Genomic DNA, 24,211 nt, shown 5'->3' with positions numbered 1-24,211 from the left:
GGAGCGCGCCCCTTGGCGCGCGTCTCGAAGGATGGACAGCGAGGGAGGGTCTCTCGTCACCCGGCGCGAACGTCGGGCGACTGTGCTTGTGGCGCATCCTTCGAGACGCGCGCGTTGCGCGCTCCTCAGGATGAGGGCGGAGGCCTTACGCCGCCACGATCTCCTGGCGCTGCTCGCCGAGGCCCTCGATGCCGAGCGTCACGACGTCGCCGACATTGAGGAAGGTCGGCGGCTTCATGCCGAGGCCGACGCCGGGCGGGGTGCCCGTGGTGATGATGTCGCCCGGCAGCAGCGTCATGAACTGCGAGACATAGGAGACGCACTTGGCCATGGAGAAGATCATGGTCTTGGTCGAGCCGGTCTGGCGGCGCTGGCCGTTGACGTCGAGCCACATCGACAGGTTCTGCACGTCCTTGATCTCGTCCTTGGTGGCGAGCCAGGGGCCGACCGGGCCGAAGGTGTCGTGGGACTTGCCCTTGGTCCACTGGCCCAGGCGCTCGATCTGGAAGGCGCGCTCGGAGACGTCGTTGCAGACGCAATAGCCGGCGACATAGTTCAGCGCGTCGGCTTCGGAAACGTACTTGGCCCGCGTGCCGATGATGGCGGCGATCTCGACCTCCCAGTCGAGCTTGGTCGAGCCGCGCGGCTTCTCCACCGCGTCGTTCGGGCCGGAGAGCGAGGTGTTGGCCTTCATGAAGATGATCGGCTCGGTCGGGATCGCAGCGCCCGTTTCCTTGGCGTGGTCGCTGTAATTGAGGCCGATGGCGACGAATTTCGAGATGCCGGTGACGGGCGCGCCGAACCGCGGCTTGCCGGAGACGGCGGGCAGCGAGGCGGGGTCGAGGGCCGCCAGCTTCTTCAGGGACTCCGGCGAATAAGCCTCGCCCGTGAGGTCCTTCACATGCGCCGACAGGTCGCGCAACTGGCCGGATTTGTCGATCAGGCCGGGCTTTTCCGCACCCTTTTCGCCATAACGAACAAGCTTCATTCTCGTTTCTCCCTGGAGATTGGACCGATCGGTTAAGAGCTTCATGGAACAGGGCGGCGGGAAATTCAACCGCTCAAAACGAGGTGCATTGCAGCCCTTACTTTGTAGGGTGGGTTAGGCCGCGGCTGCGCGAAGCGCAGTTCGGGCGTAACCCACCGCTTCTCTCTCCAAGGATGCAGACGTGGTGGGTTACGCCTTCGGCTAACCACCCTACGACCGCGTCATTGCAGCGCCACGAACCTGAACGCGTCCCCGTCGCGCCTGATGTGCCCGGCCGAAAAATGCCCGCCGATCACCAGCGTCTCCGTTTCGGCAAAGCGGCCGAACAGCTCGGCCCGCGTCGCCGCGGATTGCGCCTGGTCGGAATCGGCGGTCGAGGACCAGTTCAGATGCGCCATCTGGCAGGGATGGTGGGCGACGTCTCCGGTGAGCAGGCCCTGCTCGCCGCCGGATTTGATCAGGATGCTCATATGGCCGGGACTGTGGCCCGGGGTCGGGATCATGCTGATCTCGTCGCACAGCTGATGATCGCTCGGAATCAGATCGGCCCTGCCGGCGTCGACGATCGGCTGCACGGAATCGCCAAACACGGCGGCCTTGTCCGGCTCGGTGGAATGGTCGCGCCAGTGCTCGTATTCGGTGCGGCCGAAGACGTAGCGCGCCTTCGGGAAGGTCGGCACCCATTGGCCATCGACCAGCTTCGTGTTCCAGCCGACGTGATCGACATGAAGATGCGTGCACAGCACCGTGTCGATGCTGTCAGGCGCAAAGCCCGCCGCAATCATGGTCTCCAGGAATGGCGTGGTGCGGTTGTTCCAGGTCGGGACGTTGCGGCCCTGCTTGTCGTTGCCGAGACCCGTGTCGACCACGATGCGCCGGTTCGGCGTTTCCACCACCAGCGAATGGATCGACATTTTCAGCCGGCCCTCCTCGGTGGCGAAATGCGGGATCAGCCAGGGCAGCTTGCGGATTTCATCGTTGCTCGCCAGCGGCAGGATGAAGCGGGTCGAGCCGACCGTCTCCAATTCCACCACCTCAGTGATTTTGACCCTGCCCACTTTCCACCGCATCGGGCGCCTTCCCCATGTTCTTGTTTTGGTGCCGAAACATGCGGTTTTCCGCCGTCAAGTGCAATGGATCATCTGGTGCGATGCGGCGTTATCGCGGGAACCCAAGAGGACGCGACGCCAAGAGAGGCTGCCATGCCAGAGCTTGCAATTTCCGCCGAGAAAGTCGCCTTCATCATCGAGAAGGCGCGCGAATTCGACGTCAAGGAAGGGGATGCCGATCCCGATTCGGGCTCGAATCCGAGCGATGACGATGCGGTCGATGTGCTGGGGGATGACGGCTCCGATCCCGTCGCCAGCGAGCTCGGCGGCTTCATCGTTGCGCTGAACGAGGACGAGCAGGTCGATCTCGTCGCGCTGACCTGGCTCGGTCGCGGCGACGGCACGATCGACGATTGGGACGATTTACGTGCCCGCGCGGTGGAGGCGCGGTCCGAGTATCGTAAGCCCCGGCATGAAACGGTGCAGTACCTGCTCGGCGAGCCGATGCTGGGCGATCTGCTCGCCGACGGTCTCGATGCCTTCGGCATCGACTGGACCGACGAGCGCCTCAGCGCCGATTCCTCCGATCCCAGCGAGCGGGACGAGGACGAACCGACGAAGCAGCGGTGATGTTGCGAGGCGCTCTCTCCCCGCAGGAGCGGGGAGAGAGCAAAGGGGCGTTACAGCGTGCCCGGGAACGCACCACCGTCCAGCAGAATGTTCTGCCCGGTGATGAAGCCGGCCTTGGCGCCGCAGAGGAAGGCGCAGGCATAGCCGAACTCGTCGGGCTGGCCGAAGCGCCCCGCGGGGTTGAGCTTGGCGCGCTCGGCCAGGATCTGCTCCGGCGTCGTGCCGCGCTTGTCGGCTTCGGCCTTCGCGGTGCCGGTCAGGCGGTCGGTCTCGAACGGGCCGGGCAAGAGGCCGTTGATGGTGACGTTGTTGATCACCGTCTTGCGCGACAGGCCGGCGATGAAGCCGGTGAGGCCGGCGCGCGCGCCGTTGGAGAGGCCGAGGATGTCGATCGGCGCCTTTACCGCGGCCGAGGTGATGTTGACGATGCGGCCGAACTTGCGCGCCATCATGCCGTCGACGGTCGCCTTGATCAGCTCGATCGGGGTCAGCATGTTGGCGTCGATCGCCTTGATCCAGTCGTCGCGGGTCCAGTTGCGGAAATCGCCGGGCGGCGGGCCGCCGGCATTGTTGATCAGGATATCGGGATCCGGGCAGGCCTTCAGCACCGCCTCGCGCCCCGCCGGCGTCGTGATGTCGCCGACGATCTCGGTGACCTTCACGCCAGGATAGGCCTTCCGGATCTCGTCCGCGGTCTTCTTCAAAGCTTCGGCGCCGCGCGCGGTCAGCGTGACGTCAACGCCGGCTTCCGCCAGCGAGATGGCGCAGGCGCGCCCCAGGCCCTTGCTGGATGCGCAGACGATGGCGCGGCGACCTTTGATCCCAAGATCCACTGTATCACTCCGTAATGTCAGGCAGGTTTTGGATGGGCCGCACTCTAGCCAACTGTGACGCGGCTGATAAGGGAGGGAGCCGCGTCAAAATGCATGGCGCGGCCCGCGGCGATGCAAACGGGCATGATCCGGAAAAGTGTGTAGCGGTTTTCCGAAAAGATCATGCCCAGACAATAAGCTAGAGCGCGATCCGATCGCGCTCTAGATGCGACGCTCCTGCTTGAGGCGGTCGATTACGGACGCCGCCTCCGGCGGCAGTGACTTGAAGCCCATCTGGCCGACCGTGGAGAACAACGGCCGCAGATGCGAGCCGGCGAGGAATGGCGGCTGGAGGTTCGCCGGCACGATCCGGTCGAACACCAGCACCAGCGTGGTGGCGACGAGGCTGACCCTGACGGCGCCGAGCGCGGCGCCGCCGAGCCGGTCGCCGATGCCGGCTTCGCCGATGGTGTCGTTCAGCGCGACGCGGCCGATATGGCCGAACAGCATGCCGACGACGACGAAGATGCCGAAGAACCAGATCCAGTTCTGCAGCAGCGGCGAGTTCGGATTGGCTGCAATCTGCGGCGCGATCAGCGGCATCAGCGCGACCGCGATCGGCGCGGCGATGAGATAGGCGAGGATGGTCATGGCGCTGCGGAGCAGGCCGGTCCTGAAACCGAGGCCCACCGCGACGGCGAGCGCGGCATAGACGGCGAAATCGAAACTGTTCATGAGCACAACCCTGCCTTGATGGAACGAATGAACGCCGAGCCGGTCATTCCGGTTTCAGATCGCTAAAATCGTCTGTATTGATTGGCTCCAAAGGATCAGGGGGCACGCGCAAGGACATTGTCATGTCAGGCCTATTCGACGTCAGTAAAGAAACCATCCTCGTCACGGGCGCGAGCCAGGGGCTGGGGCGGCAATTTGCCCGGGTGCTGGCCGCGCATGGCGCGGCCGTCGCGCTCGCCGCGCGGCAGACGGACAAATTGAAGAGCCTGGAAGAAGAAATCCGCGGCAAGGGCGGCCGCGCCGCCGCCGTCGCGCTCGACGTCACCGACACGGCCTCGATCGCGAAGGCCGTCGATGCCGCGGAAGCCGCGCTCGGTCCGGTCACGGTGCTGATCAACAATGCCGGCATCGCCATCGAGAAGCTGGCGACCGAGCAGACCGAGGCGGATTGGGATGCCGTGATCGGCGCCAATCTCAAGGGCGCCTATTTCCTTGCGACCGAAATCGCCCGCCGCATGATCGCGCGCAAGCAGGAAGGCAACATCGTCAACATCGCCTCCGTGCTCGGCACCGGCGTGCTCAAGGCAGTCTCGCCTTACGCGATCTCCAAGGCGGGCATCCTCCAGGCGACCAAAGCGATGGCGCTGGAGCTCGCCGGGCAGAACATTCGCATCAACGCGCTCGCGCCCGGCTACATCGACACCGAGATGAACCACGCCTTCTGGTCGACGCCCGCCGGCGAGCGCCTCGCCAAACGCATCCCCCAGCGCCGCGTCGGCGCCGAATCCGATCTCGACGGCGCGATCCTGCTGCTGGCGTCGAAGGCGTCGCGGTACATGACGGGGAGCGTGGTGACGGTGGACGGCGGATTCTTGCTGAGTTGAGCAAGGCCGTATGGCTTGGAAGGCGCCATTTACTCCGTCGTCGTCCCGGCGAAGGCCGGGACCCACAGCCACCAAACGTATTCTGGCGAAGATTCGGAGTTACCGGCTCGCCGCGCAACTTCCCGCGTGAGTATGGGTCCCGGCCTTCGCCGGGACGACAGCGGAGAATTGGGCGACCGCATCGCCTAACTCGCCCGCATCTCTCCCCTGATCATATCCGCCGCCTTCTCCCCGATCATGATCGTCGGCGCATTGGTGTTGCCGCCGATCAGCGTCGGCATGATCGAGGCGTCGACGACGCGCAGTCCCTCGACGCCGTGCACCTTCAGCGCGGGATCGACCACGGCCATCGCATCCGTGCCCATCTTGCAGGTGCCGACGGGGTGATAGACGGTGTCGACGCGCGCGCGCAGAACGCTGCGTATGTCGTCGTCGGTTCGCACATCGGATGTGAACATGTCCTTCTTCTGCAGCGCGCGCAGTGCCGGCGTCTCCATCAGGCGCCGCGTGGTCTTGAAGCCGGCGACCATCGCCTCGAGATCCTCCGCCTCACCCAGAAAGTTCGGATCGATCATGGGGGCTGCGAGCGGATCGGCGCTTTTCAGCCATACGCTGCCGCGGCTCTTCGGTCTGAGCAGGCAGAAATGGCATGAGAAGCCCGCCTCCTTGTGCTTCTTGCGGCCGTGGTCGTCGAGCATCGCGATGACGAAGTGCAGTTGAATGTCTGATACGTCGAGGTCGGGCCTGGTCTTCAGGAAGCCGCCACACTCGGCGAAATTGGTGGTCATCAGGCCGCGTCGCTCCCTGCGGTACCGCTGGATCGCGCGCAGCAGGGATGGAAGCCGTCCCAGTGACGAGTGAACGAAGTGCGGATAGTCGGAGGCGTAGACGAACACGAAATCCGGATGGTCCTGCAGATTGCGTCCGACGCCCGGCAGGTGATGGGTGATGCCAATGCCATGCTTGCCAAGTGCCTCGCCATCGCCGATGCCCGACAGCATCAATAGCTGCGGCGATTGGAACGCGCCGCCGGCGAGGATCACCTCGCGGCGGGCGCGCAGCTGCTTTTTCTGCTTGCCCTGCACATATTCGATGCCGACTGCGCGCCCACCCTCGAACAGGATTTTCGTGGCGTGCGCCCCCGTCTCGACGCGCAGATTCGCGCGCTTGTCCACGTGGGGCTGCACATAGGCGCGCGCCGCGCTCCAGCGCTCGCCATTGCGCTGCGTCACCTGGTAGCTGCCGAGCCCTTCATGGTCCTCTTCATTGAAGTCCTCGCGGATGCGGAACTGCGCCTCGCGCGCAGCCTGATGGAAGACGTCGTGGATTGGATTCTCCGAGCGCAGTCTGTTGACATGCAGCGGGCCGCCCTTGCCATGATACGCGCCGTCGAAATCGGCGTTGTGCTCCGAGCGCTTGAAGTAGGGCAGCACGTCCGCATACGACCAGCCGGAATTGCCGAGCGCGGCCCAGTGGTCGTAGTCCCATTTGTTGCCGCGGATGTAGACCATCGCGTTGATCGCCGAGGAACCGCCGAGGCCCTTGCCGCGCGGTTGATAGCCGATACGGCCGTTCAATCCCTTCTGCGGCACGGTATCGAACGCCCAGTTGGCCGCGCGGTACGGCAAAGCGAGCCCGAACGGCGTGGTGATCCGCCAATTGTCGTTCCGCCCGCCCGCATCGAGCAGCGCCACCGATGTCGCCGCATCCTCCGACAGCCGGCCTGCGACGGTGCAGCCGCCGGAGCCCGCGCCCACGACGACGAAATCGAATGTGTCGGCCAATGTTGTTTCCCCCTTTGCATTTCTTATCGTCATTGCGAGCGGAGCGAAGCAATCCAGACTGTCGCCGCGGAGAGATTCTGGATTGCTTCGCTGCGCTCGCAATGACGGTGTTTGTGTCAGCTACGACATCAACCGCATCAGCTTCTCCAGCCGCGCGATCTTGCCGCCATAGGGCGGATAGAGATCGGCGAGGCGGTTGAACTTCGAGCGATAAAACACCGGCTTCAGCTTGCTGAACGTGCGAAAGCCCCATTCGCCGTGATAGACGCCGGTGCCGGACGCGCCGACGCCGCCCATCGGCTGGTTGATCTGCGCAAAATGAAACAGGCAGTCGTTGACGGTGACGCCGCCGGAGACCGTGCGCGCCAGCACCTCGTCGCGCACGCTGCGGTCCTTGCCGAACCAGTACAGCGCCAGCGGCCGCTCGCGCGCGTTGACGAAGGCGATCGCCTCCGCCGGCTCGCGATAGCCAAGCACCGGCAGCACGGGGCCAAAGATCTCCTCCTGCATCACCGCCATCGCTTCGGTCGCGCCGATGATGAGCGTCGGCGGAAACTTGCGGTGCGCCTTCCAGTTGGGATCGTCCGCCTTCGCCGGTTGCAGGATCTTTGCGCCGCGCTGTGCGGCATCGGCGACGAGCCCCTCCAGCCGGGCATAATGCCGGTCGGAGATCACGGAGGTGTAGTCCTTGTTTGCGGGATCGGTGCCGAACATGCGCCGCATCTGCGCGCGCACCTTCTCGGCGAAGGCCTGCACCGAATTTTCCGGCACCAGCACGTAATCCGGCGCGATGCAGGTCTGGCCGGCATTGAGCAGCTTTCCGTAGGCGATGCGCTCGGCCGCCTCCTCGAGATCGGCGGATGCGTCGATGATCGCGGGCGACTTGCCGCCGAGCTCGAGCGTGACAGGCGTCAGATTGCGTCCCGCGGCTTCCGCGACCAGCCGCCCGACCCGCGTCGAGCCGGTGAAGACCAGATGGTCGAAGGGGAGGCCGGCGAAGGCTTTCGCCACGTCGTCCTCGGTGCCGGTGACCAGCAGCTCGGTCGCATCGAACTTCGCGGCCACCGTCTCCTTCAGCAGCGCGGAAAAGTGCGGCGCGAGCTCGCTCGGCTTGATGATGACCAGGTTGCCGGCCGCGAGCGCGCCGATCGCCGGCGCGAGCGTCAGCTGCAGCGGATAATTCCAGGGCGCGATGATGCCGACGACACCGAGCGGCTGCGCCATCAGCCGGTTGCGCGCCGGCAGGAATTGCAGCGCGGTGGCGATGCGCTGCGGCGCCATCCAGCCCTTCAGGTGCTTTGTCGCATGCCGGATCTCGCTGTAGACCATCATGGCCTCGGCGATGGTGGTCTCGACCGAAGAGCGGTGGCCGAAATCGGCCGAGATCGCCTGCCGGAAGCGTTCTTCGTTGTCGGCGACGACGCTGCGCAACCGCGCCAGCCGGTCGAGCCGCCCGGCCAGATCGGGCGCTGGCCCCGTCCGCGACCGCGCGACCATGGCATGGAAGCCATCCTCCAGCGCTCCGACCGCAGCGCTTGTCAGGGATCGGTCCAAGGAACGATCCAAGGGACGATCCAAGGCGTGGTCCATGGCGTTCTCCCCTCAAAGGCGTTTGTCCCGCTTTTTGTTGCCGCAAGCTGGCCCTTTGCGGAACTTCTGGCAAGTCTACGGCAAATCGACCGGAATCCGGTCCATCTGCCTGTCATAAAGTCGAAAAAAACGTCCCCGCAGCCCTTTCCAAAGGCAGCCCGCCTTGATACATACCCCCCGCACCCGACGGGCTTTGCCCCGGGGTTGTCTTCCAAGGAAGCCTTTGGACCGGAAGAGGAAAGCCACGCGAACAGCGCCGGCCCTCATCCACCGTCCCCGGCATTTTGAAGAAGGCTAGGCAACGGTTTAACGCGGGGTGGAGCAGCCCGGTAGCTCGTCAGGCTCATAACCTGAAGGTCATAGGTTCAAATCCTATCCCCGCAACCAAATTCGGATTTCACCGGATCCGATATGAAAACGGCCCGCTTGATGCGGGCCGTTTTTGTTTTGGGGAGTGATGGGGCAATGGGAGGTGAGCTATCCAATGACCGAGGTCGAACTCGTCAATGTGTTCACGCATATGGGGCGTGGCGGCAACCCCTGTCCGATCGTCATCAACGCCTCGAACCTACAGCCTGCAGGAATGCAGTCGGTGGCTCAGCACTTCGGTCACGAATCGGGATTCGTCCTGCCGGCGCCGAGCCTCGACTCCGACTATGTCTTTCGCTTCTGGGTTCCGCGACACGAGATGGAGATGTGCGGTCACGCGACGATCGGCGCGCTGTGGCTGCTCGCGGCCAAGGGCCTGTTGTCCGGTGACCAGGTTCGCATCGAGACGCGCAGCGGAGCGGTGACAGGTTATGTCGATCGTGGCAGCTCTGGCGAGCCGTCCGTCGAGATCAGCCAGCCTGTCGGCAAGGTTGTCGATCTCTCGCGTGCTGAAGAGGATGACGTTCTGTCGGTGCTCAAGCTGTCGCGCCGCGATCTGCTTGACCTGCCGATACAGAACGCCGTCACGTCGCGGGTGAAGACGCTCATCCCGATGAAGGGCGTCCGCGAGCTCAACGAACTGGTGCCGGACCCGGCGCAGATTGAAGCGTGTTGCGGGCGGATCGGGTCCACCGGTCTTTATCCCTACGCCGTGGACCATCAGGGCGAACGGCGCTTCGAGGCGCGGCAGTTTCCGAAATCGTCGGGCTACCCGGAGGACGCTGCCACCGGCATTGCCGCGGCGGCGCTCGCGTTCGGGCTGCTCAAGAACGGACTTGTCGAACGCGACAGCGGGCGGATCACCATCATGCAGGGGCGGGCCATGGGAGCCTTGTCCGAGATCCGGGTGCGCATCGGCTTCGCCGGCAGCAGGCCCGTCGGCTGCCTGCTCGGAGGGTCTGTGGCGCACGTGGAGTCGCATGTCCTGCAGCTCTAGTCGCGATGAAGCGCGGGCGGTTCGTGACCTAGCCCGCCGCGGCTTCTCTCAAAACTCCTTGACGGCCTTCCCGTCCGCCCCATCAGCGTCGACGGCGCCTCGCCGAACACCAGCCCCTCCGGCTGAAACTTGATGTCGACCTTTTCGCCCGCGCTCCCTGTCCAACGCGCGCGACGGTCGTCCTCTTCGGAGGTGACTCGCGCATGCACGGAAGAGCAGCGGATCATGTTCGTGCGACAGAGCCGTGACGGGAGGTAGGACGGGCGCGACGCGGCGCGGCGCCTGCAAACAAAACGCCCGCGCGCTTGTCGCGCACGGGCGTCGATGATTCTCTTGACGACGCAGAATGCTTCTAATCAGGACCTGTGCGGGCAGACCATCGTCAGGTTGAGTAGCGTCGGCGCCTTGTCCTCGCCATTGCGATATTCCCACTCCAGCCGGATCTCATGCCGGTGAGCATAGGCATCGCTCGCTGCATGGGTGATGATCTTGGTCTTCATCGGGATCGGCGGCTCGGAGTTGAAGCACTTGCGGACGCAGGCATCGAGCAGATCGCAGCGGGTCAGAGGAATGACGCCGGACTCATCCTTGGACAGGGGGACCGTGTTCGGCTGGGTGCTGAGGTCGACGCGGGCCCGGCCCTTCTCCTTGTGCCAGTACTTGGCGCTTCCCTGCGGCCACTTCGATGGCGGCGTCAAGATCAGGTGGTACTGGCCGTATTCCAGGGTCGGCAGGTCGATATCCTCCGAGGCCTTGAGCTTGGCGACGCTCTTTTTCATGTTCGCCAGGGGATAGTAATTGCTGTTCATCAAGTCTCGAAATGCCTTGCCGCTATATACCAGTCCGGCCATCGCCTCTTTCCCCGATATGTCTGTTTGTCAAAACCTGTCGCTGGCTGCCCGAAATGCGCAGCGCGTCGCGACCGATCACACAATTTGTTGTGTGCAGTCACGCTACCACCCAAGACTGCACTTCGTCCAGCAAGCCACCATCCAGTAACATCGCGTATCCCGCAAGCCCAATTGCCATGCATTCCTCTATGGGTAATGTACGTTCAAACGCCTTGCGGGCGTTGGAGCGGGACTGCCGAGGCAGTTCGTTGAAGGCGCTGGAATGCATTGCTTCGCGTGTCAGTCGGCGATTGGTCCAGGCGATAGCTGGTGCTCCAAATGCGGGGCGGCGGTCCGCGAGCGCGTCGACCCAGACAGCGAACGACGGTTCGTGACGATCCTTCGCGCCGACGTCGTCGATTCCACAGGTCTTGTTGCCGAACTGGAGCCGGAGGAGGCGGTGTCGCGTCTCGAGCCGGCTCTTGCAGCGATGCGAGGCGCGGTGCGCCAGTTCGGCGGCATCGTCAGCAAGGAGCTGGGCGACGGAGTGGCCGCCGTATTCGGCGCCCCGATCGCCGACGACAATCATGCACCGCTGGCCTGCCACGCGGCGATCGAGCTTGTCCGGCGTGTCGGCAGCCTGGGCGATCCCGGACTTCAGGTTCGGGTCGGCCTCCACTCCGGCCATGTGGTGGCCTACATGGTCGCCAACGAATTCTCCAAGGTCTACGAGATCGGTGGTGCCGCCCAGCATCTGGCCGCGCGGCTCGAGGCGGCGGCCGAGGCGAACCAGATCTACGTCTCCCAAGCCTGCCAGGAGCTCGCGGACGGGCACGTCCGCTTCGAGTTTCTGGGTCGCAAGGCACTCCGTGGTTTTGGCGAGCCCTTGCCGGTGTACCGCGTCATGGGGGCCAGCGATCTTTCGAGCTGGCGAGTCAGGCGTGCGCGCAGTGTCTCCCGATTCGTCGATCGCACGACGGAGCGGGCATTGCTATGGCGTGCTGCGGAAAGGGTCGCCGCTGGCCGGCAGACGGTGCTGTTGATGGGGGACGCCGGCATCGGGAAGTCGCGCCTTGCGCATGAGTTCGCGCAGGACCTTCGGGCCAGCGGCTGGCGGCTGATCGATGCCGAGTGCAGCCCGAATCTCCAGGGCGCACCATACAGCACCCTCAAGCGCCTGATGCTGTCGATCCTCGATCAGAGCAAGGTGGACGATCCCAGAGACGCGCTGCCCGTGGTGCAGCAGCGAGCCGTCGACGCGATTCTGGACCTGCCGATTTCCGATCCGCACTGGGACGAACTGGAGCCTCACGCGCGCGGCCGAGCGATGTCGGACGCGAGCTGCGCGATCGTCGAGAGTGTCGCCCGTCGCCAGCGCACGATCCTGCTGATCGAGGATGTGCACTGGATCGACCGGACCAGCGATTCGGTTGTGGCCACTCTGTCCACGCTGCAATGCCCCGATTTGCTTGTGCTACTGACGACGCGGCCCAATGGAATGCCGGTATGGATCGCGCGCTGTCACGCGGAAATCGTGGCGATGCGGCCTCTCGACGACGATTCGGGTCTGGCCATGCTGACGGAGATGCTCGGCCCCGCCACGACGAACTCAGAGCTGAAGAACCAGATCATCTCTCATACGGCCAATGTCCCACTGTTCATCGAGGAAGTCTGCCGCAGTCTGAAGGACAGCGGCATGCTTCTCGGCCAGTGGGGCGACCTGTCTCTGGCGCGTCCCGTCGACGAGCTCGGTATCCCCAGCAGCATTCAAGGTGTGATCGCGGCACGGCTGGATCGCGTGTCACGACAGGAGCGATCGCTTCTGCAGATCGCCGCGGCGCTCGGACCCCGGGCAAACCAGGCCATGCTGCGGAAAGTCGCGGCCTTGCCGGAAGACGTCCTGCAGGATTGCCTCACCACGCTCGACCGGGCCGAATTGCTCGTCAGGATCGATAGCGAGCTGGAGGACTCGCTCGAATTCCGGCACGAGATGGTCAGGCAGGTCACCTACGATTCGATGGTCGAAAAAGTGCGCGAAGGCATCCATGCCAGTATTCTCGCGGCTCTTGAGGGCGACGAAGCATGGACCGACGGGCCGGACGCGCTCTGCTATCACGCCACGAGGGCGAAGGATTGGCAGAAGGCATTTCACCATGGCAGGAGCGCCGCTCGAAGATGCCTGGCTCGCTCAGCCTATGCCGACGCGGTCGATTATTTCGAGACCGCGATGGAATCGCTCGACAAGACCCCTGTGACGCACGCGAGAGAGACGAATGCCATTGACCTCCGGATGGAGGCTCGTTTGGCCTTTGCCGGATCAGGGCGCGTTGCCGAAGCTCTGGATCTGGGAAGCGAGGCCGAACGGCGAGCCGATGCGATCAACGACATCGGACGCAAGGTTGCGGCCATGACCATGAGGGCGGGTGCGCAGAATTTCTATGGAACGCCGGTCGAAGCTGTCGCGATCGGTGAAGACGTCGTGCACCTGGCGGAAAGCTCGGGCAATCCTGGCTGGCGCAATCTCGCGCAATATGGGCTTGGGCAGGCGTATTTTCTTTCCGGCCGCTACCGTGGCGCCGAGAAGATGCTGGCTGCGGCGCGAGGCCATCTCGCGGGCTCGGCAGCAAGTGCTCCGATCGGCACGACCCCGCAATCCCTGCTCCTCCTCTGCTGCATGATGAACAGCATCACCCACACCGTCATGGGTGAGCTCGATGCCGCCGAACAGCTCCAGCGCGAAGCGGCTGCGATCGCGGAGGAGACTGGCCGCCCCTACGACCGCGTTGCCGCCGCCTATAGCGGTGGGTGGTTGAAGCTCGGGCGGAACGATCCGGCGGCGGCCGCTGCGATTCTGGAGGAAGGCTTCGTGCTGGCGCAGAAGCATGGCATCCGGCTGTTCGTGCCGGTGCTCGCCTGCCACCTCGGCATCGCCTATCTCGAGCAGGGGCTGTTCGACCGGGCGCGCGGCATGCTGAGCGAGGCGCGCGAGGAGGCGAAGGCGGTCGGCTACACCTCGGCGGTGCTGCGCAGCTCGATCTATCTTGCGCTCGCGACCCACCGCCTCGGCGATGTCCAGGCCGCGCAGAACATGCTGCGCGAGGCCCGCAACACCGCCCGCCAGCAGGGCTTTTCCGGCCTCGAGGCCGAGGCCCTGTTCGGCGAGGCCGTGGTGACGCCGCCCTCGGGCGAGGCGAACAAGGCCGCGATCCTGACGGCCTTGCGCGCCGCGATCGCGATCGCCTCCGACAGCGGCGCGCGGCCGCTCAAGCAGAAGGCCGAGGCGATGCTGAACGAGATGCTCGCCCGCGGCGACGAGCAGACCTGACAGAATGGCAGCCGTGCGATGCAGGTCACGCGATGCAGGTCACGGGTGTGCAGCCCGCCGGCGGCACAGCTCTGGGCACATCTGGAAATGATCACGGCCGCGCACTAGGTATCGGGACACTGGTTCGTAAGCGGTGAAGGGGAAGTCAGGTGCAGGGGGCGGACGACAACGCGGCAGATCAATCGCCGCTTCCTCATTTCATACTTGATACGCAGGGCACGCCGCACAAGCAGGCTTTGGCGATCTGGCACGAGCAGGTCGGCCTCCTCGGCCAGACCCGGCTCAAGAACCCCGAGCGCTTCCACGCCCGGGTCGAATATTATCAGCTCGGCGCGCTCGTGCTCGGCACGGCGAAGACGCAGGCGCAGTCGTTCGACCGCTCGCGCTACCAGATCGGGCGTGACGGCGTCAGCCATTATGTCCTGCAGTTCTATGTGGACGGCGGCTGCCGCCCGCGGTTCGGCGCGCAGACGGCGTCGAGCGCATCCGGCGATTTCATGACGTTCGATTGCGCGCAGCCGCAGATGACGGAGACGCCGGACTATGCCAGCATCCACCTCTTCGTGCCGCGGCCGCTGCTGGCGCCGCTGCTGAGCGCGCCGGACGAGCAGAACATGCGCATCTTCGCCGGCGGTGGCGCGCTGGTCGGCATGTTCCGGGATCATTTGATGGCGCTGTGGCGCCGGGCGCCCCTCCTCACTGTGCGCGAGGGCGAGGCGCTGGCGAAGCCGACGCTGGAGCTGGCGGCAACGGTGATCAACGGCTCGGTGCGCGAGGATGCCGCCGGCGGCGTGCAGCTCGCGCTGTTCGACATGATCTGCCGCCATGTCATCGACCATGCGCTGAACCCCGAACTGACGCCGGAGAGCATTGCGGCGCACTTCGCCATCTCCCCGCGAAAACTGTCTTATCTGTTCGAGAATGCGGGCGGCATCGCAAGCTATATCCAGGAGCAGCGCATGCATCGCGCCCGGATGGCGCTCGCCGATTCGGCGCAACGGCACAAATCGATCTCGGACATCGCGGAAGCGCATGGCTTCGTGCATCCGCAGAGCTTCACCCGCGCCTTCCAGCGTCTGCACGGGCTGACGCCGCGCGAGTTCCGGGCCCTGGCGCGCGATCAGCGCTCCTGGGACCCGCAACTCATCACGCGGCAGATGTGGTGGAAGTGGATGACCAGCATCCCCTCGTAACAGGCCCGAACCGGATCGGGCGGTTTGCGCGCAGGGCGAAATTCATGCGGAGCTTTTGCGCGCAATGAGAAATCGAGACACCGCCTCGCAGTTTCGCTGGCGGGTTGCATAAAGCCCGTGGCATGCCCGTTGCGGGCGCGCCCAAAGCCATCACAAGGGGACACTGCAAGCGATGTAATTCGCTGATGTTGTTGCCTAATTGCCTGAAGGCCGTGCCCGTGGAAGTGAAGCGGGTTGTCGGATGGGAATGGGACGGTGCCGGGCGGTCTGGGCGGCGATGCTGATGGTGGGCGCCGCGGTCCCGGCCGCTGCGCAGGATGCCGGATCGCTGCTGCGCGAGATGCAGCGGCAGCAGGAATTTCAGCGGCAGGAAAGGTTGCCGGCCCCTGACGGGATAAGTCCGCAACAGGCGCCCGCGGCGATTCCTGATCGGGGAGAACGCATCACCGTGAAGGGGGTGCGCTTCACCGGCAAGGTGGAGCTGCTGCCGGACGACGCGCGCGAGCAGCTCGTCGCTGCGGTGCGCGGCAAGCGCCTCGGCATCAAGGGACTCTATGCGCTGGCCGATCAGGTCACCGCCGTGCTCCAGGGCCGGGGCCGGCTGCTGGCGCGCGCGCTGCTGCCGCCTCAGGACGTCACCAACGGCATCGTCACGATCGAGATCGTCGAGGGCGCGCTCAAGACCATCACGCTCGATCGCGCCAAGGGCGTGCGCGTGCGCGAGGATCTCCTGCGCGCCATCATCGAGGGCCGGCTCAAGCCGGATGGCGTGACGCGGCAGGATCTGGAAAACGCGCTGCTGCGCATGAACGACCTGCCGGGCGTATCGGTGCACGCCAGGCTCGCACCGGGCGAGGCGCCGAACACCAGCAAGCTCGTGGTCGGCGTCGCCCAAGTGCCCATTCTCGGCGGCGGCATCTGGGCCGACAATTACGGCAGCTCCAGCGTCGGCAAGGCGCAAGCCAACGGGCTAGTGACGTTCACCGACGTGTCCGGATATGGCGACCTGACGCGGCTGTCCGGCACGGTGTCGCAGGGCCAGGAGTACGGCACGCTGGCGACGAGCGCACCGCTCGGTGCCAGCGGCCTCATCGCCAATGCGAGCTACGGCTATCTCGGCTATCGTAACATCGACGCCATCGGCCGCGCGCTTGGTCTCACCGGCTTTGCCCATTTCGCCAATGGCGGGGTCGACTACGGCTTGATTCGTTCGCGTGATCTCAACCTCCAGCTCGGTGGCGCGGTGACCTGGAAGGCGTTGGTCGACGACAGCATCGCCGGAAAGCTCGATGACAAGCGCTCCATTTCGGGCACGCTCAGCTTCAGTGGTGACCGGCGCGATGGTTTGCTCGGCGGCGGCATCACCAACTGGTCGGTGAGCTGGACGTTCGGCGATCTCGATCTCGGACGCGTGCCGGGCGCGCTTGCGGCGGATCAGGCCGGGCTGAAGACGCAAGGGCAGTTCAACCGGATCAATGCCGCGGTCGCGCGGCTTCAAGCGTTGCCCGGTGACTTCGCGCTGTTCGGCCGGCTCTATGGGCAATGGGCCAACAAGAACCTCGATTCCTCGGAAGATTTTGCGCTGGGCGGCCCGTTCGGTGTGCGCGGCTATCCGGTCGGCGAAGCCCGGGGCGACATGGGCGTGCTCGGCACGCTCGAGCTCCGCTACAACGCCCCGATACCTCCGCGCTTCGGCGGCCTGCAGCTCGCGAGCTTCGTGGACGGCGGCTACGTCAAGCTCAACGTGTCGCCGAACGGCATCCCGCCGCTCAATGTCTGCGGCTGCAATGATTACGGGCTTGCCAGCGCCGGTCTTGCCGCGCGCTGGACGCGCGAGTGGCTGAACGTGTCGGCAAGCTGGGCCCATACGCTGGGCGACAATCCCGGCCGCTCCATCATCACCGGCGCGAATGCCGACGGCGTCAAGGCCAGCGACCAGTTCTGGCTGCAGGCCGGCATTCGCTTCTGACGTTTCGAGAGGGCACGCCATGACATCGATCCTGCCGAAGACGCGCCTCGCAATCGCCCTGTCCGCGACCACGATGCTGACGCCGCCGGCGCTGGCCCAGACCTTGCCCACCGGCGGCCAGGTCGTGTCGGGGCAGGCCACGATCAGCCAGTCCGGCAATGCGATGACCGTCAACCAGTCGAGTGACCGGATGATCGCGAACTGGCAGAGCTTTTCGATCGGTGCCGGCAATTCCGTGACCTTCAATCAACCCGGCGCATCCTCTGTCGCGCTCAATCGCGTCGTCGGACAGGACCCCTCCAGGATCCTCGGCAATCTCAGCGCCAACGGGCAGGTGTTCCTGATCAATCCGAACGGCATCGCCGTCGGCAAGACCGGCAGCGTGCAGACCGGCGGCTTCGTCGCCTCCACGCTCGGCATCAGCAACGCGGATTTTCTGGCCGGCCGTTACAATTTCACCGGCAGCAGCGGTGCAATCAGCAACGAGGGCAGCATCTCCGGCAAGGTGGTGGCGTTGATCTCGCCGAGCGTCAGCAATTCCGGCACCATCATTGGCAGCACGGCGCTCGCGGCCGGCACCGACGTTCTGCTCGATTTCAACGGCGACGGTCTGCTCTCGGTCGAGGTCAAGGCCTCCACGGTCAAGACCCTGGTCGAGAACAAAGGACTGATCCGCGCCGATGGCGGTGTCGCCATCCTCACCGCCAAGGGCGCCAGCGACGCCATGAAGGGTGTCGTCAACAACACCGGCATGGTGCAGGCCGCGAGCATCGGCAGCCGCAACGGCCGCATCCTGCTGCTCGGCGACGCCAGGCATGGCGAGGTCAATGCCGGCGGCACGCTGCGCGCCCGATCGGTCGAGACCTCCGCCGCCAAGGTCAATCTCGCCGCCGACCTGAAGGTCGACACGCTGGGCGGGCACTGGCTGATCGACCCCGTCAACATCACCATCGACGCCAGTTATGCGCAGGCCTTGCAAACCGCGCTTGCGAGCGGCGACGTCACCGTGACGACTTCCGGCAGCGGCACGGATGCGGGCAACATCGCCGTCAACGCGCCGATCAGCTGGGCATCGCACATCCTCACGCTCAGGGCCGACAACGCCATCAGCATCAACGCGTCGCTGACCTCGACCGGCACGACCGGCCTCGACGGGCTCGTGCTGCAATATGCGCAGACCACCGCGACGGGCACCTACAACGTCAACGCGCCGGTCAACCTCGCGGCGGGCAGCCTGTTTCAGACCCAGAGCGGCAGCGCCGCGCCGATCACCTACACGGTGATCACGGATCTCAACGCCTTGCAGAACATCAATGCGAATCTCACCGGCAACTATGTGCTGGGCACGAACATCGATGCGAGCGCCACGGCCGGCTGGAATGGCGGCGCGGGCTTCACGCCGATCGGTGGCAATGGCGGTTCCAGCTCTTTTTCCGGAATTTTCGACGGGCTCGGCCATGTCATCGGAAATCTGACGATCTATCGGCCGACCGCCGACAATGTTGGCTTGTTCGGCGCTGCCACGGGCGCCACCATCCGCAACGTCGGGCTGGAAGGCGGCAGCGTGACGGGCAACAATTCCGTCGGCGGGCTGGTGGGGCAGGCTGGTTACTACGGCAACGGCGGCTTGGATTACAACACCATCAGCAACGTATACAACACCGGCAATGTGACCGGCGGCAGCGCTCTCGTCGGCGGGCTGCTCGGGGACTCCTACCTCACCACGATCGTCAATTCGTATGCCACCGGCACGATTGCGGGCTACAACGCCGTCGGCGGGTTGGCAGGTCGCATGATCGCCGGCTCCGTATCCAACTCACATGCCACCGGCAATGTGTCCGCAATCTACGAAGGTGCGGGTGGGCTGGTGGGAATTGCGTCAGGCTGGGAGGTGGCGCCGATGAATTACGTCCTGGCCACGGTGAGCAACTCCTACGCCACAGGTGCGGTGACGGGCGTCAGCAACACGGGCGGGCTGGTCGGCGGGGGCACCCTCCTTAACGTCAGCGACACGTACGCCACCGGAAATGTCACGGCGACCGGCGCATTTGTCGGTGGACTGCTGGGATACGTCTCGTACGGCAATGTGATCCGCTCCTACGCCACCGGCAACGTGTCCAGCAACAGCGAAGTCGGCGGATTGCTGGGAGCTACCTTCGAAGGTGGCAACGTGAGCCAGTCTTACGCAACCGGTAACGTGTCCGGGGACCATAGCGTTGGCGGGCTGGTGGGGATGAACTACGACACCAGCTCAATAACGAACTCCTACGCCACGGGAGCGGTTTCAGGAGTTCACGAGGTCGGCGGGCTGGTGGGGATGAACTGGTTCATCAGCACAGTGAGCCGCAGTTACGCCACGGGCGCGGTTTCCGGCACCACCAATGTCGGCGGGGTCGTGGGAGTCAACGGCGACGGAAGCTCGGTTTCCCAAAGCTACGCGAACAGCGAGACGACGGGGCAGAGTTCCGCCTGCGGCTACAACTACGTTGGCAACATCTGTGGGGGCAACATGCTCACCACGGCCCAGATGCGCGATCCCTTCACCTTCATCAACAACGGTTTTGATTTCGCCGGCATCTGGGGCAAGTCCGTCAGCGGCGCCAACAACGGTCAGCCGGTGCTGCGCGCGTTTGGCGACACCGTCTACGATGCCTATGTGAATGTGTCGGGGTCGGCGAGCACGACCTATGGCACGTTGGCATCGCTCGGCGGATTGACCGCGACCGGCGTGAATGCCGATCGCGTCACGCTCGGCTGGGGCAGCGCAGTGACGACCTCGCTGGGCGCAGGCAGCTACAATCTCAGCGGCCCCGATATTCTCCGCGCGACCGGTTCGGGCGGCCCGGTCTATATCGGATCGACCGCGGTGGGCCTCACCGTCAACAAGGCGCCGCTCACCATCACCGCCAACGCGTCCAAGACCTATGACGGCCTCGCCTTCTCCGGCGGCAGCGTCACATATTCCGGCTTCATGAACGGCGAGACCGCGTCCGTGCTGTCGGGTGCGCTTCTCTATGGCGGCACGGCACAGGGCGCGGTGAATGCGGGGCACTACAGCCTGACCGCGTCGGGCCTCTCCTCGGCCAATTACGTCATCACCTATGTCGACGGCGGGTTGACCGTCAACAAGGCGGCCCTCGCCGTCAAGGCGGGCGACGTCACCAGGATGTACGACGGTGTGCCGTTCTCGGGAGGCAGCGTGGCCTATTCCGGTTTCGTCAACGGGGAGGGGCCGGCCGCGCTGTCCGGCACGCTCGCCTATGGCGGCTCGGCGCAGGGAGCGCGCAATCCCGGGGTCTACGGCATCGTCGCCTCGGGTCTGACGTCCGTGAACTACGACATCAGCTATGTCGACGGCCATCTCTTGATCATTTCGCGCGATGTGGGCGGCTGCTCTCTCGGAGCCGGCGGCAGCCCGGTCTGCGGCGCCACGTCGCCCGATCCCGCCGCTCCGCTTGGCCCGAGCGTTCTGGCGCCGATCGAGATCGTGCCGCCTCCGCCGCCGACGATCGCTGATGCCGGCAAGATTACGTTTGGCCCCGCCTGTCGCGCTGGCGACGGGAAGCAATGCCCGGCCGTATCGCAATGAGAAGCGAGCCCTGTATTTTCTTACCATCCGGGCCGTGGTTTCTTGCCGGACGGAGCATTTGAATTTCCCAAATCGAGCAATGCCTTGGCGGTAAGCGTCTACTGTGCATGGGGTTGTTTTCGATGTTTTTTTGAGCCGGCCGCCGCTTCGGCGCGGCCCGGCGATGGTCGGCGTCGTCGCGATCACAAAGTCCCTTGCGCAGACACGGAGGTCGGCTACCGTGGGCGGGCAGCTGGCCACGAGGTCAGGTGACTTTTGATGCGCATTTTTTAGCATTCCATTTTGCCGGCGCCGCCGTGGCGCGACGCCCACCCGAAGAGGCGGGGCCATGAACATACGGGACCAGTCAGCACTCCTTGCGCCGATCGAGCGCGACCTGCGGCTCGATCTCTTCCGCGGCCTCGGCCTGTGGATGATCTTCCTCGACCACATCCCGCACGACGTCGTGGCGTGGCTGACGCTGCGCAATTACGGCTTCAGCGACGCCGCCGAGTTCTTCGTCTTCATCTCCGGCTATCTGGTCGGCTGGATCTACGGACCGATCGTCGCGGGGGGGTGGTTTCTCGCCGCGCTGAAGCGGCTGTGGCGGCGGGCGGCCGAACTGTATGTCGCCCACATCATGCTGTTCCTGCTGTTCACGGCGCAGATCGCGCGAACCGTGCGACGCTTCGACAATCCGATGTACGCGCACGAGTTCAACGTCTTCAATTTCCTGGCGCATCCGGACGAGCTGATCGGGCAGGCGATCCTGCTCAAATACAAGCCGGTCAATCTCGACGTCCTGCCGCTCTACATCGCCTTGGTGGTTGCTTCGCCGTTCGTGGTGTGGTGCCTGGTGCGCCGGCCGAACCTGACGCTGGCCGGCTCCGTCGTGCTCTACGTGCTCTCGCGCTGGTTCGACTGGAACATCGCCTCCTATCCGCCCGGCACGAAATGGTACTTCAACCCGTTCTGCTGGCAGCTGATGTTCGTGTTCGCGGCCTGGTGCGGCATCGGCCAGATCGACAAGGTCGCCAAATGGGTCTGGTCGAAGCCGGCGATGTGGCTCGCTGCAGCGTGGATCATCTTTGCTTTGCTGATCGTGATGACCTGGCACATCCACGCGCTCGAGGCCCTGATCCCGAAATGGATGATCAAGCTGATCTACCCGATCGACAAGACCGACCTCGACATGCTGCGCTTCACGCATTTCCTGGCGCTGGCGATCTGGGTGACCTATTTCATCTCGCGCAAATGGCGGGCGCTGCATGCGATCTGGCTGCGGCCCGTGATCCTCTGCGGCCAGCATTCGCTGCCGATCTTCTGCCTCGGCGTATTCCTGTCGTTCTCGGCGCACTGGATCCTGACGCAGTACACCAAGGGAATCTGGGAGCAGCTCGCCGTCTCCATCGCCGGCATCGTCATCATGGTCGGCGCCGCCTGGCTGCTCGATCGGGCCGATCGCGTGCCGAACCTGTTCGTGAAGGTGACGGAGGTCGAGCAGCCCGAGATGGCGGCCGAGAGCGCGGCGGCCGCAACCGCTGCCTCTGCGAGCCGCTGAAGCATCGCGCCGCCTGTCGTTCACGGAGAGGTCCAACGGAGAGCTCAATGTCCAGACGTTTGTTGACGATCGCCGGCACTCTCCTGTTTCTCGTCTGCGGCGCAGCGGCACAGGCGCCGTCGCCGGAGGCGATGAGCGCGGCGCGCAAGCTCGTCGCCACCTTGAAGGTCGCGGACCAGTATCGCGCATTGTTGCCGCAGCTCCTGCTCAAGCTGCGGCCCGTGGTCGCGCAGGACAGGCCGGAGATCGAGCGCGACTACGATGCGGTGACGGCGCCCGGCGCCGAGATCTATGCCCCGCTCGTTGCGTCCCTGACCGACCAGATCGCGGCGCTCTATGCCCAAACTTTCACGGTGGACGAGCTGCATCAGATCGACACCTTCTACGCCGGGCCCGCGGGCCGAAAGTTCCTGGAGAAGTCGGACGCGCTGGCGCAGGCGAGCGCGCAGATCAGCCAGGACGTCGGCCAGAAGGCCGCCGACGAATTGAAGCAGCGCCTCATCGAGGCGCTGCGCCAGAAGGGGCACAAGCTCTGAGATCGGCTCCGGGAGACCAGGCACGCGATTGATTGCCCGCGTGCCTGCCTGGCTCACTTCACCAGCGGGCAGCCGCCATCCTTCAGCGGCCGGAACGCCTGGTCGGCAGGGACCTCGGCGAGCAGCTTGTAGTAATCCCACGGCCCCTTCGATTCCTCGGGCTTCTTCACCTGGAACAGATACATGCTGTGCACCATGCGGCCGTCCTCACGGAGCGTGCCGTTGTCGGTGAAGGCATCCTTGACCGGCAGCTCGCGCATCTTGGCCATCACCGTCTTGGTGTCCCTGGTGCCGGCGGCCTGCACCGCCTTGAGGTAATGCAGCGTGGCGCTGTAGGTCGCGGCCTGGTTCATCGTCGGCATGCGCTTGACGCGCTCGATGAAGCGCTTGCCGAAGGCGCGGGTCTTGTCGTTGAGATCCCAGTAATAGGCCTCGGTGATGATCAGCCCCTGCGCGAGCTTCAGCCCCAGGCTGTGCACGTCGGAGATGAACATCACGATCGCGGCCAGGTTCTGGCCGCCGGCGACGATGCCGAACTCGCCGGCCTGCTTGATGGCGTTGATGGTGTCGCCGCCGCCATTGGCGAGCCCGATGATCTTGGCCTTGGAAGCCTGGGCCTGCAGCAGGAAGGAGGAGAAGTCTGCCGTGTTGAGCGGATGCTTGACGCTGCCGACCACCTTGCCGCCGGCGGCCTTCACGACGTCGCCGGTGTCGCGCTCGACCGAATGGCCGAACACGTAATCGGCGGTGAGAAAGAACCAGGTGTCGCCGCCGTTCTTGACGATGGCGCTGCCGACGGTGTGGGCGTTGGCATAGGTGTCGTAGGTCCAGTGCGCCGTATAGGGCGAGCACGATTTGCCGGTGATGTCGGAGCTGGCCGCATCCGTCACGATCATGATCTTCTCGTACTGCTTCGACAGCTCCATCACCGCGAGCGCGGTGGCCGAGGTCGGCAGGTCGATGATCATGTCGACGCCCTCGGTCTCCCACCATTTGCGCGCAATGGTCGAGGCGACGTCGGGCTTGTTGAGCACGTCGGCCGAGACCATGTCGATCGGCTTGCCGAACATCTGCCCGCCGAAATCCTCGATCGCCATCTTGGTGGCCTCGACATTCCCCATGCCGCCGATGTCGGAATAGACCGAGGAGAAGTCGGAGAGCACGCCGATCTTGAGCGGGGTCTGCTGGGCCGAGGCGGAGATGATCAGGGCAGCCGACAGCAGGCCGGCCGCAGACACGAGGGCTGCGATAGGTCTCATGGATACGTTTCCTCTTATGCGGGACTATTCTGTCCCTTTGTCCGACAAAGTTAGAGTGGGGTTCCGCAGGAGTCAATTTGCTGCATCTGCGGTACAAATGACGCAGTTTGACGCGGTTTCAGACCGATCCTA

Annotated in this window: 17 protein-coding genes and 1 tRNA gene; 10 read left to right on the top strand and 8 right to left on the bottom strand. The window is 64.8% G+C overall.

Annotated elements, in window-relative coordinates:
- Positions 1–145: 145 nt before the first annotated feature.
- Both JQ603_RS21270 and JQ603_RS21265 read right to left on the bottom strand, forming a co-directional pair.
- The gene (locus tag JQ603_RS21270; RefSeq protein WP_212342270.1) at positions 146–988 is read right to left on the bottom strand and encodes a fumarylacetoacetate hydrolase family protein; all 843 of its coding nucleotides are present in this window, start codon (positions 986–988) and stop codon (positions 146–148) included.
- Between the two features lie 221 nt (positions 989–1,209).
- Entirely contained in the window at positions 1,210–2,058 is an 849-nt protein-coding gene (locus JQ603_RS21265; RefSeq protein ID WP_212342268.1) for an MBL fold metallo-hydrolase, read from the bottom strand.
- 132 nt (positions 2,059–2,190) lie between these two features.
- Between JQ603_RS21265 and JQ603_RS21260 the strand changes: the two genes are divergently transcribed.
- On the top strand, positions 2,191–2,667 hold the full coding sequence (locus tag JQ603_RS21260; protein ID WP_212342266.1) for a DUF3775 domain-containing protein: 477 nt from the start codon (positions 2,191–2,193) through the stop codon (positions 2,665–2,667).
- Between the two features lie 50 nt (positions 2,668–2,717).
- Here JQ603_RS21260 and JQ603_RS21255 read toward each other — a convergent pair whose 3' ends face one another.
- Both JQ603_RS21255 and JQ603_RS21250 read right to left on the bottom strand, forming a co-directional pair.
- Positions 2,718–3,500, bottom strand: coding sequence for an SDR family oxidoreductase (locus JQ603_RS21255; RefSeq protein WP_212342264.1), 783 nt, complete (start codon positions 3,498–3,500; stop codon positions 2,718–2,720).
- Between the two features lie 201 nt (positions 3,501–3,701).
- On the bottom strand, positions 3,702–4,214 hold the full coding sequence (locus JQ603_RS21250; RefSeq protein ID WP_212342263.1) for a CvpA family protein: 513 nt from the start codon (positions 4,212–4,214) through the stop codon (positions 3,702–3,704).
- A 122-nt stretch (positions 4,215–4,336) separates the two neighbouring features.
- Between JQ603_RS21250 and JQ603_RS21245 the strand changes: the two genes are divergently transcribed.
- Complete coding sequence (locus JQ603_RS21245) at positions 4,337–5,098, top strand: SDR family oxidoreductase (RefSeq protein ID WP_212342262.1); 762 nt, start codon at positions 4,337–4,339, stop codon at positions 5,096–5,098.
- A gap of 185 nt (positions 5,099–5,283) precedes the next feature.
- Here JQ603_RS21245 and JQ603_RS21240 read toward each other — a convergent pair whose 3' ends face one another.
- Together JQ603_RS21240 and JQ603_RS21235 are read right to left on the bottom strand one after the other, a co-directional pair.
- Positions 5,284–6,882 carry a GMC family oxidoreductase gene (locus tag JQ603_RS21240; protein ID WP_212342261.1) on the bottom strand — a complete coding sequence of 533 codons (1,599 nt, stop codon included), beginning with the start codon at positions 6,880–6,882 and terminating at the stop codon, positions 5,284–5,286.
- A gap of 120 nt (positions 6,883–7,002) precedes the next feature.
- A complete protein-coding gene (locus tag JQ603_RS21235; protein WP_212342260.1) occupies positions 7,003–8,472 on the bottom strand; it encodes a coniferyl aldehyde dehydrogenase in 1,470 nt (489 codons plus the stop codon).
- A 310-nt stretch (positions 8,473–8,782) separates the two neighbouring features.
- Here JQ603_RS21235 and JQ603_RS21230 point away from each other — a divergent pair.
- Together JQ603_RS21230 and JQ603_RS21225 are read left to right on the top strand one after the other, a co-directional pair.
- Positions 8,783–8,859, top strand: a tRNA-Met gene (locus JQ603_RS21230).
- 97 nt (positions 8,860–8,956) lie between these two features.
- Entirely contained in the window at positions 8,957–9,838 is an 882-nt protein-coding gene (locus tag JQ603_RS21225; protein ID WP_212342259.1) for a PhzF family phenazine biosynthesis protein, read from the top strand.
- A gap of 356 nt (positions 9,839–10,194) precedes the next feature.
- On the opposite strand, the gene JQ603_RS21220 is transcribed toward JQ603_RS21225, so the two are convergent.
- Entirely contained in the window at positions 10,195–10,689 is a 495-nt protein-coding gene (locus JQ603_RS21220) for a hypothetical protein (RefSeq protein WP_212342258.1), read from the bottom strand.
- A 262-nt stretch (positions 10,690–10,951) separates the two neighbouring features.
- Here JQ603_RS21220 and JQ603_RS21215 point away from each other — a divergent pair, with 262 nt between their 5' ends.
- The 6 genes from JQ603_RS21215 (at position 10,952) to JQ603_RS21190 (ending at position 22,820) form a co-directional block, all read left to right on the top strand.
- Positions 10,952–13,993 carry an ATP-binding protein gene (locus JQ603_RS21215; protein WP_212342256.1) on the top strand — a complete coding sequence of 1,014 codons (3,042 nt, stop codon included), beginning with the start codon at positions 10,952–10,954 and terminating at the stop codon, positions 13,991–13,993.
- A 149-nt stretch (positions 13,994–14,142) separates the two neighbouring features.
- Entirely contained in the window at positions 14,143–15,186 is a 1,044-nt protein-coding gene (locus JQ603_RS21210; RefSeq protein ID WP_212342254.1) for an AraC family transcriptional regulator, read from the top strand.
- A gap of 247 nt (positions 15,187–15,433) precedes the next feature.
- Positions 15,434–17,155, top strand: coding sequence for a ShlB/FhaC/HecB family hemolysin secretion/activation protein (locus tag JQ603_RS21205; protein ID WP_245003739.1), 1,722 nt, complete (start codon positions 15,434–15,436; stop codon positions 17,153–17,155).
- Positions 17,156–17,174: 19 nt separating this feature from the next.
- A complete protein-coding gene (locus JQ603_RS21200; RefSeq protein ID WP_212342252.1) occupies positions 17,175–20,744 on the top strand; it encodes a filamentous hemagglutinin N-terminal domain-containing protein in 3,570 nt (1,189 codons plus the stop codon).
- A gap of 328 nt (positions 20,745–21,072) precedes the next feature.
- Positions 21,073–22,284 (top strand): OpgC domain-containing protein, encoded by a 1,212-nt coding sequence (locus JQ603_RS21195; RefSeq protein ID WP_212342250.1) that lies wholly within the window; start codon positions 21,073–21,075, stop codon positions 22,282–22,284.
- Positions 22,285–22,331: 47 nt separating this feature from the next.
- A complete protein-coding gene (locus JQ603_RS21190; protein ID WP_212342249.1) occupies positions 22,332–22,820 on the top strand; it encodes a DUF2059 domain-containing protein in 489 nt (162 codons plus the stop codon).
- A 53-nt stretch (positions 22,821–22,873) separates the two neighbouring features.
- Here JQ603_RS21190 and JQ603_RS21185 read toward each other — a convergent pair whose 3' ends face one another.
- Positions 22,874–24,079, bottom strand: coding sequence for an ABC transporter substrate-binding protein (locus JQ603_RS21185; protein ID WP_212342247.1), 1,206 nt, complete (start codon positions 24,077–24,079; stop codon positions 22,874–22,876).
- Positions 24,080–24,211 lie beyond the last annotated feature (132 nt).

Source organism: Bradyrhizobium liaoningense, assembly GCF_018130825.1.
Taxonomy (GTDB): domain Bacteria; phylum Pseudomonadota; class Alphaproteobacteria; order Rhizobiales; family Xanthobacteraceae; genus Bradyrhizobium; species Bradyrhizobium liaoningense_B.
The sequence above is the reverse complement of the archived record's forward strand: the minus strand, read 5'-3'. Positions and strand labels throughout refer to the sequence as shown.

What these genes read in the sequence shown, in the direction of transcription:
- JQ603_RS21265 (WP_212342268.1), bottom strand. Translation starts at nt 2,058, where the DNA reads ATGCGGTGGAAAGTGGGCAGGGTCAAAATCACTGAGGTGGTGGAATTG.
- JQ603_RS21200 (WP_212342252.1), top strand. Translation starts at nt 17,175, where the DNA reads ATGACATCGATCCTGCCGAAGACGCGCCTCGCAATCGCCCTGTCCGCG.
- JQ603_RS21260 (WP_212342266.1), top strand. Translation starts at nt 2,191, where the DNA reads ATGCCAGAGCTTGCAATTTCCGCCGAGAAAGTCGCCTTCATCATCGAG.
- JQ603_RS21205 (WP_245003739.1), top strand. Translation starts at nt 15,434, where the DNA reads ATGGGACGGTGCCGGGCGGTCTGGGCGGCGATGCTGATGGTGGGCGCC.
- JQ603_RS21245 (WP_212342262.1), top strand. Translation starts at nt 4,337, where the DNA reads ATGTCAGGCCTATTCGACGTCAGTAAAGAAACCATCCTCGTCACGGGC.
- JQ603_RS21195 (WP_212342250.1), top strand. Translation starts at nt 21,073, where the DNA reads ATGAACATACGGGACCAGTCAGCACTCCTTGCGCCGATCGAGCGCGAC.
- JQ603_RS21235 (WP_212342260.1), bottom strand. Translation starts at nt 8,472, where the DNA reads ATGGACCACGCCTTGGATCGTCCCTTGGATCGTTCCTTGGACCGATCC.
- JQ603_RS21225 (WP_212342259.1), top strand. Translation starts at nt 8,957, where the DNA reads ATGACCGAGGTCGAACTCGTCAATGTGTTCACGCATATGGGGCGTGGC.
- JQ603_RS21270 (WP_212342270.1), bottom strand. Translation starts at nt 988, where the DNA reads ATGAAGCTTGTTCGTTATGGCGAAAAGGGTGCGGAAAAGCCCGGCCTG.
- JQ603_RS21220 (WP_212342258.1), bottom strand. Translation starts at nt 10,689, where the DNA reads ATGGCCGGACTGGTATATAGCGGCAAGGCATTTCGAGACTTGATGAAC.
- JQ603_RS21185 (WP_212342247.1), bottom strand. Translation starts at nt 24,079, where the DNA reads ATGAGACCTATCGCAGCCCTCGTGTCTGCGGCCGGCCTGCTGTCGGCT.
- JQ603_RS21215 (WP_212342256.1), top strand. Translation starts at nt 10,952, where the DNA reads ATGCATTGCTTCGCGTGTCAGTCGGCGATTGGTCCAGGCGATAGCTGG.
- JQ603_RS21190 (WP_212342249.1), top strand. Translation starts at nt 22,332, where the DNA reads ATGTCCAGACGTTTGTTGACGATCGCCGGCACTCTCCTGTTTCTCGTC.
- JQ603_RS21250 (WP_212342263.1), bottom strand. Translation starts at nt 4,214, where the DNA reads ATGAACAGTTTCGATTTCGCCGTCTATGCCGCGCTCGCCGTCGCGGTG.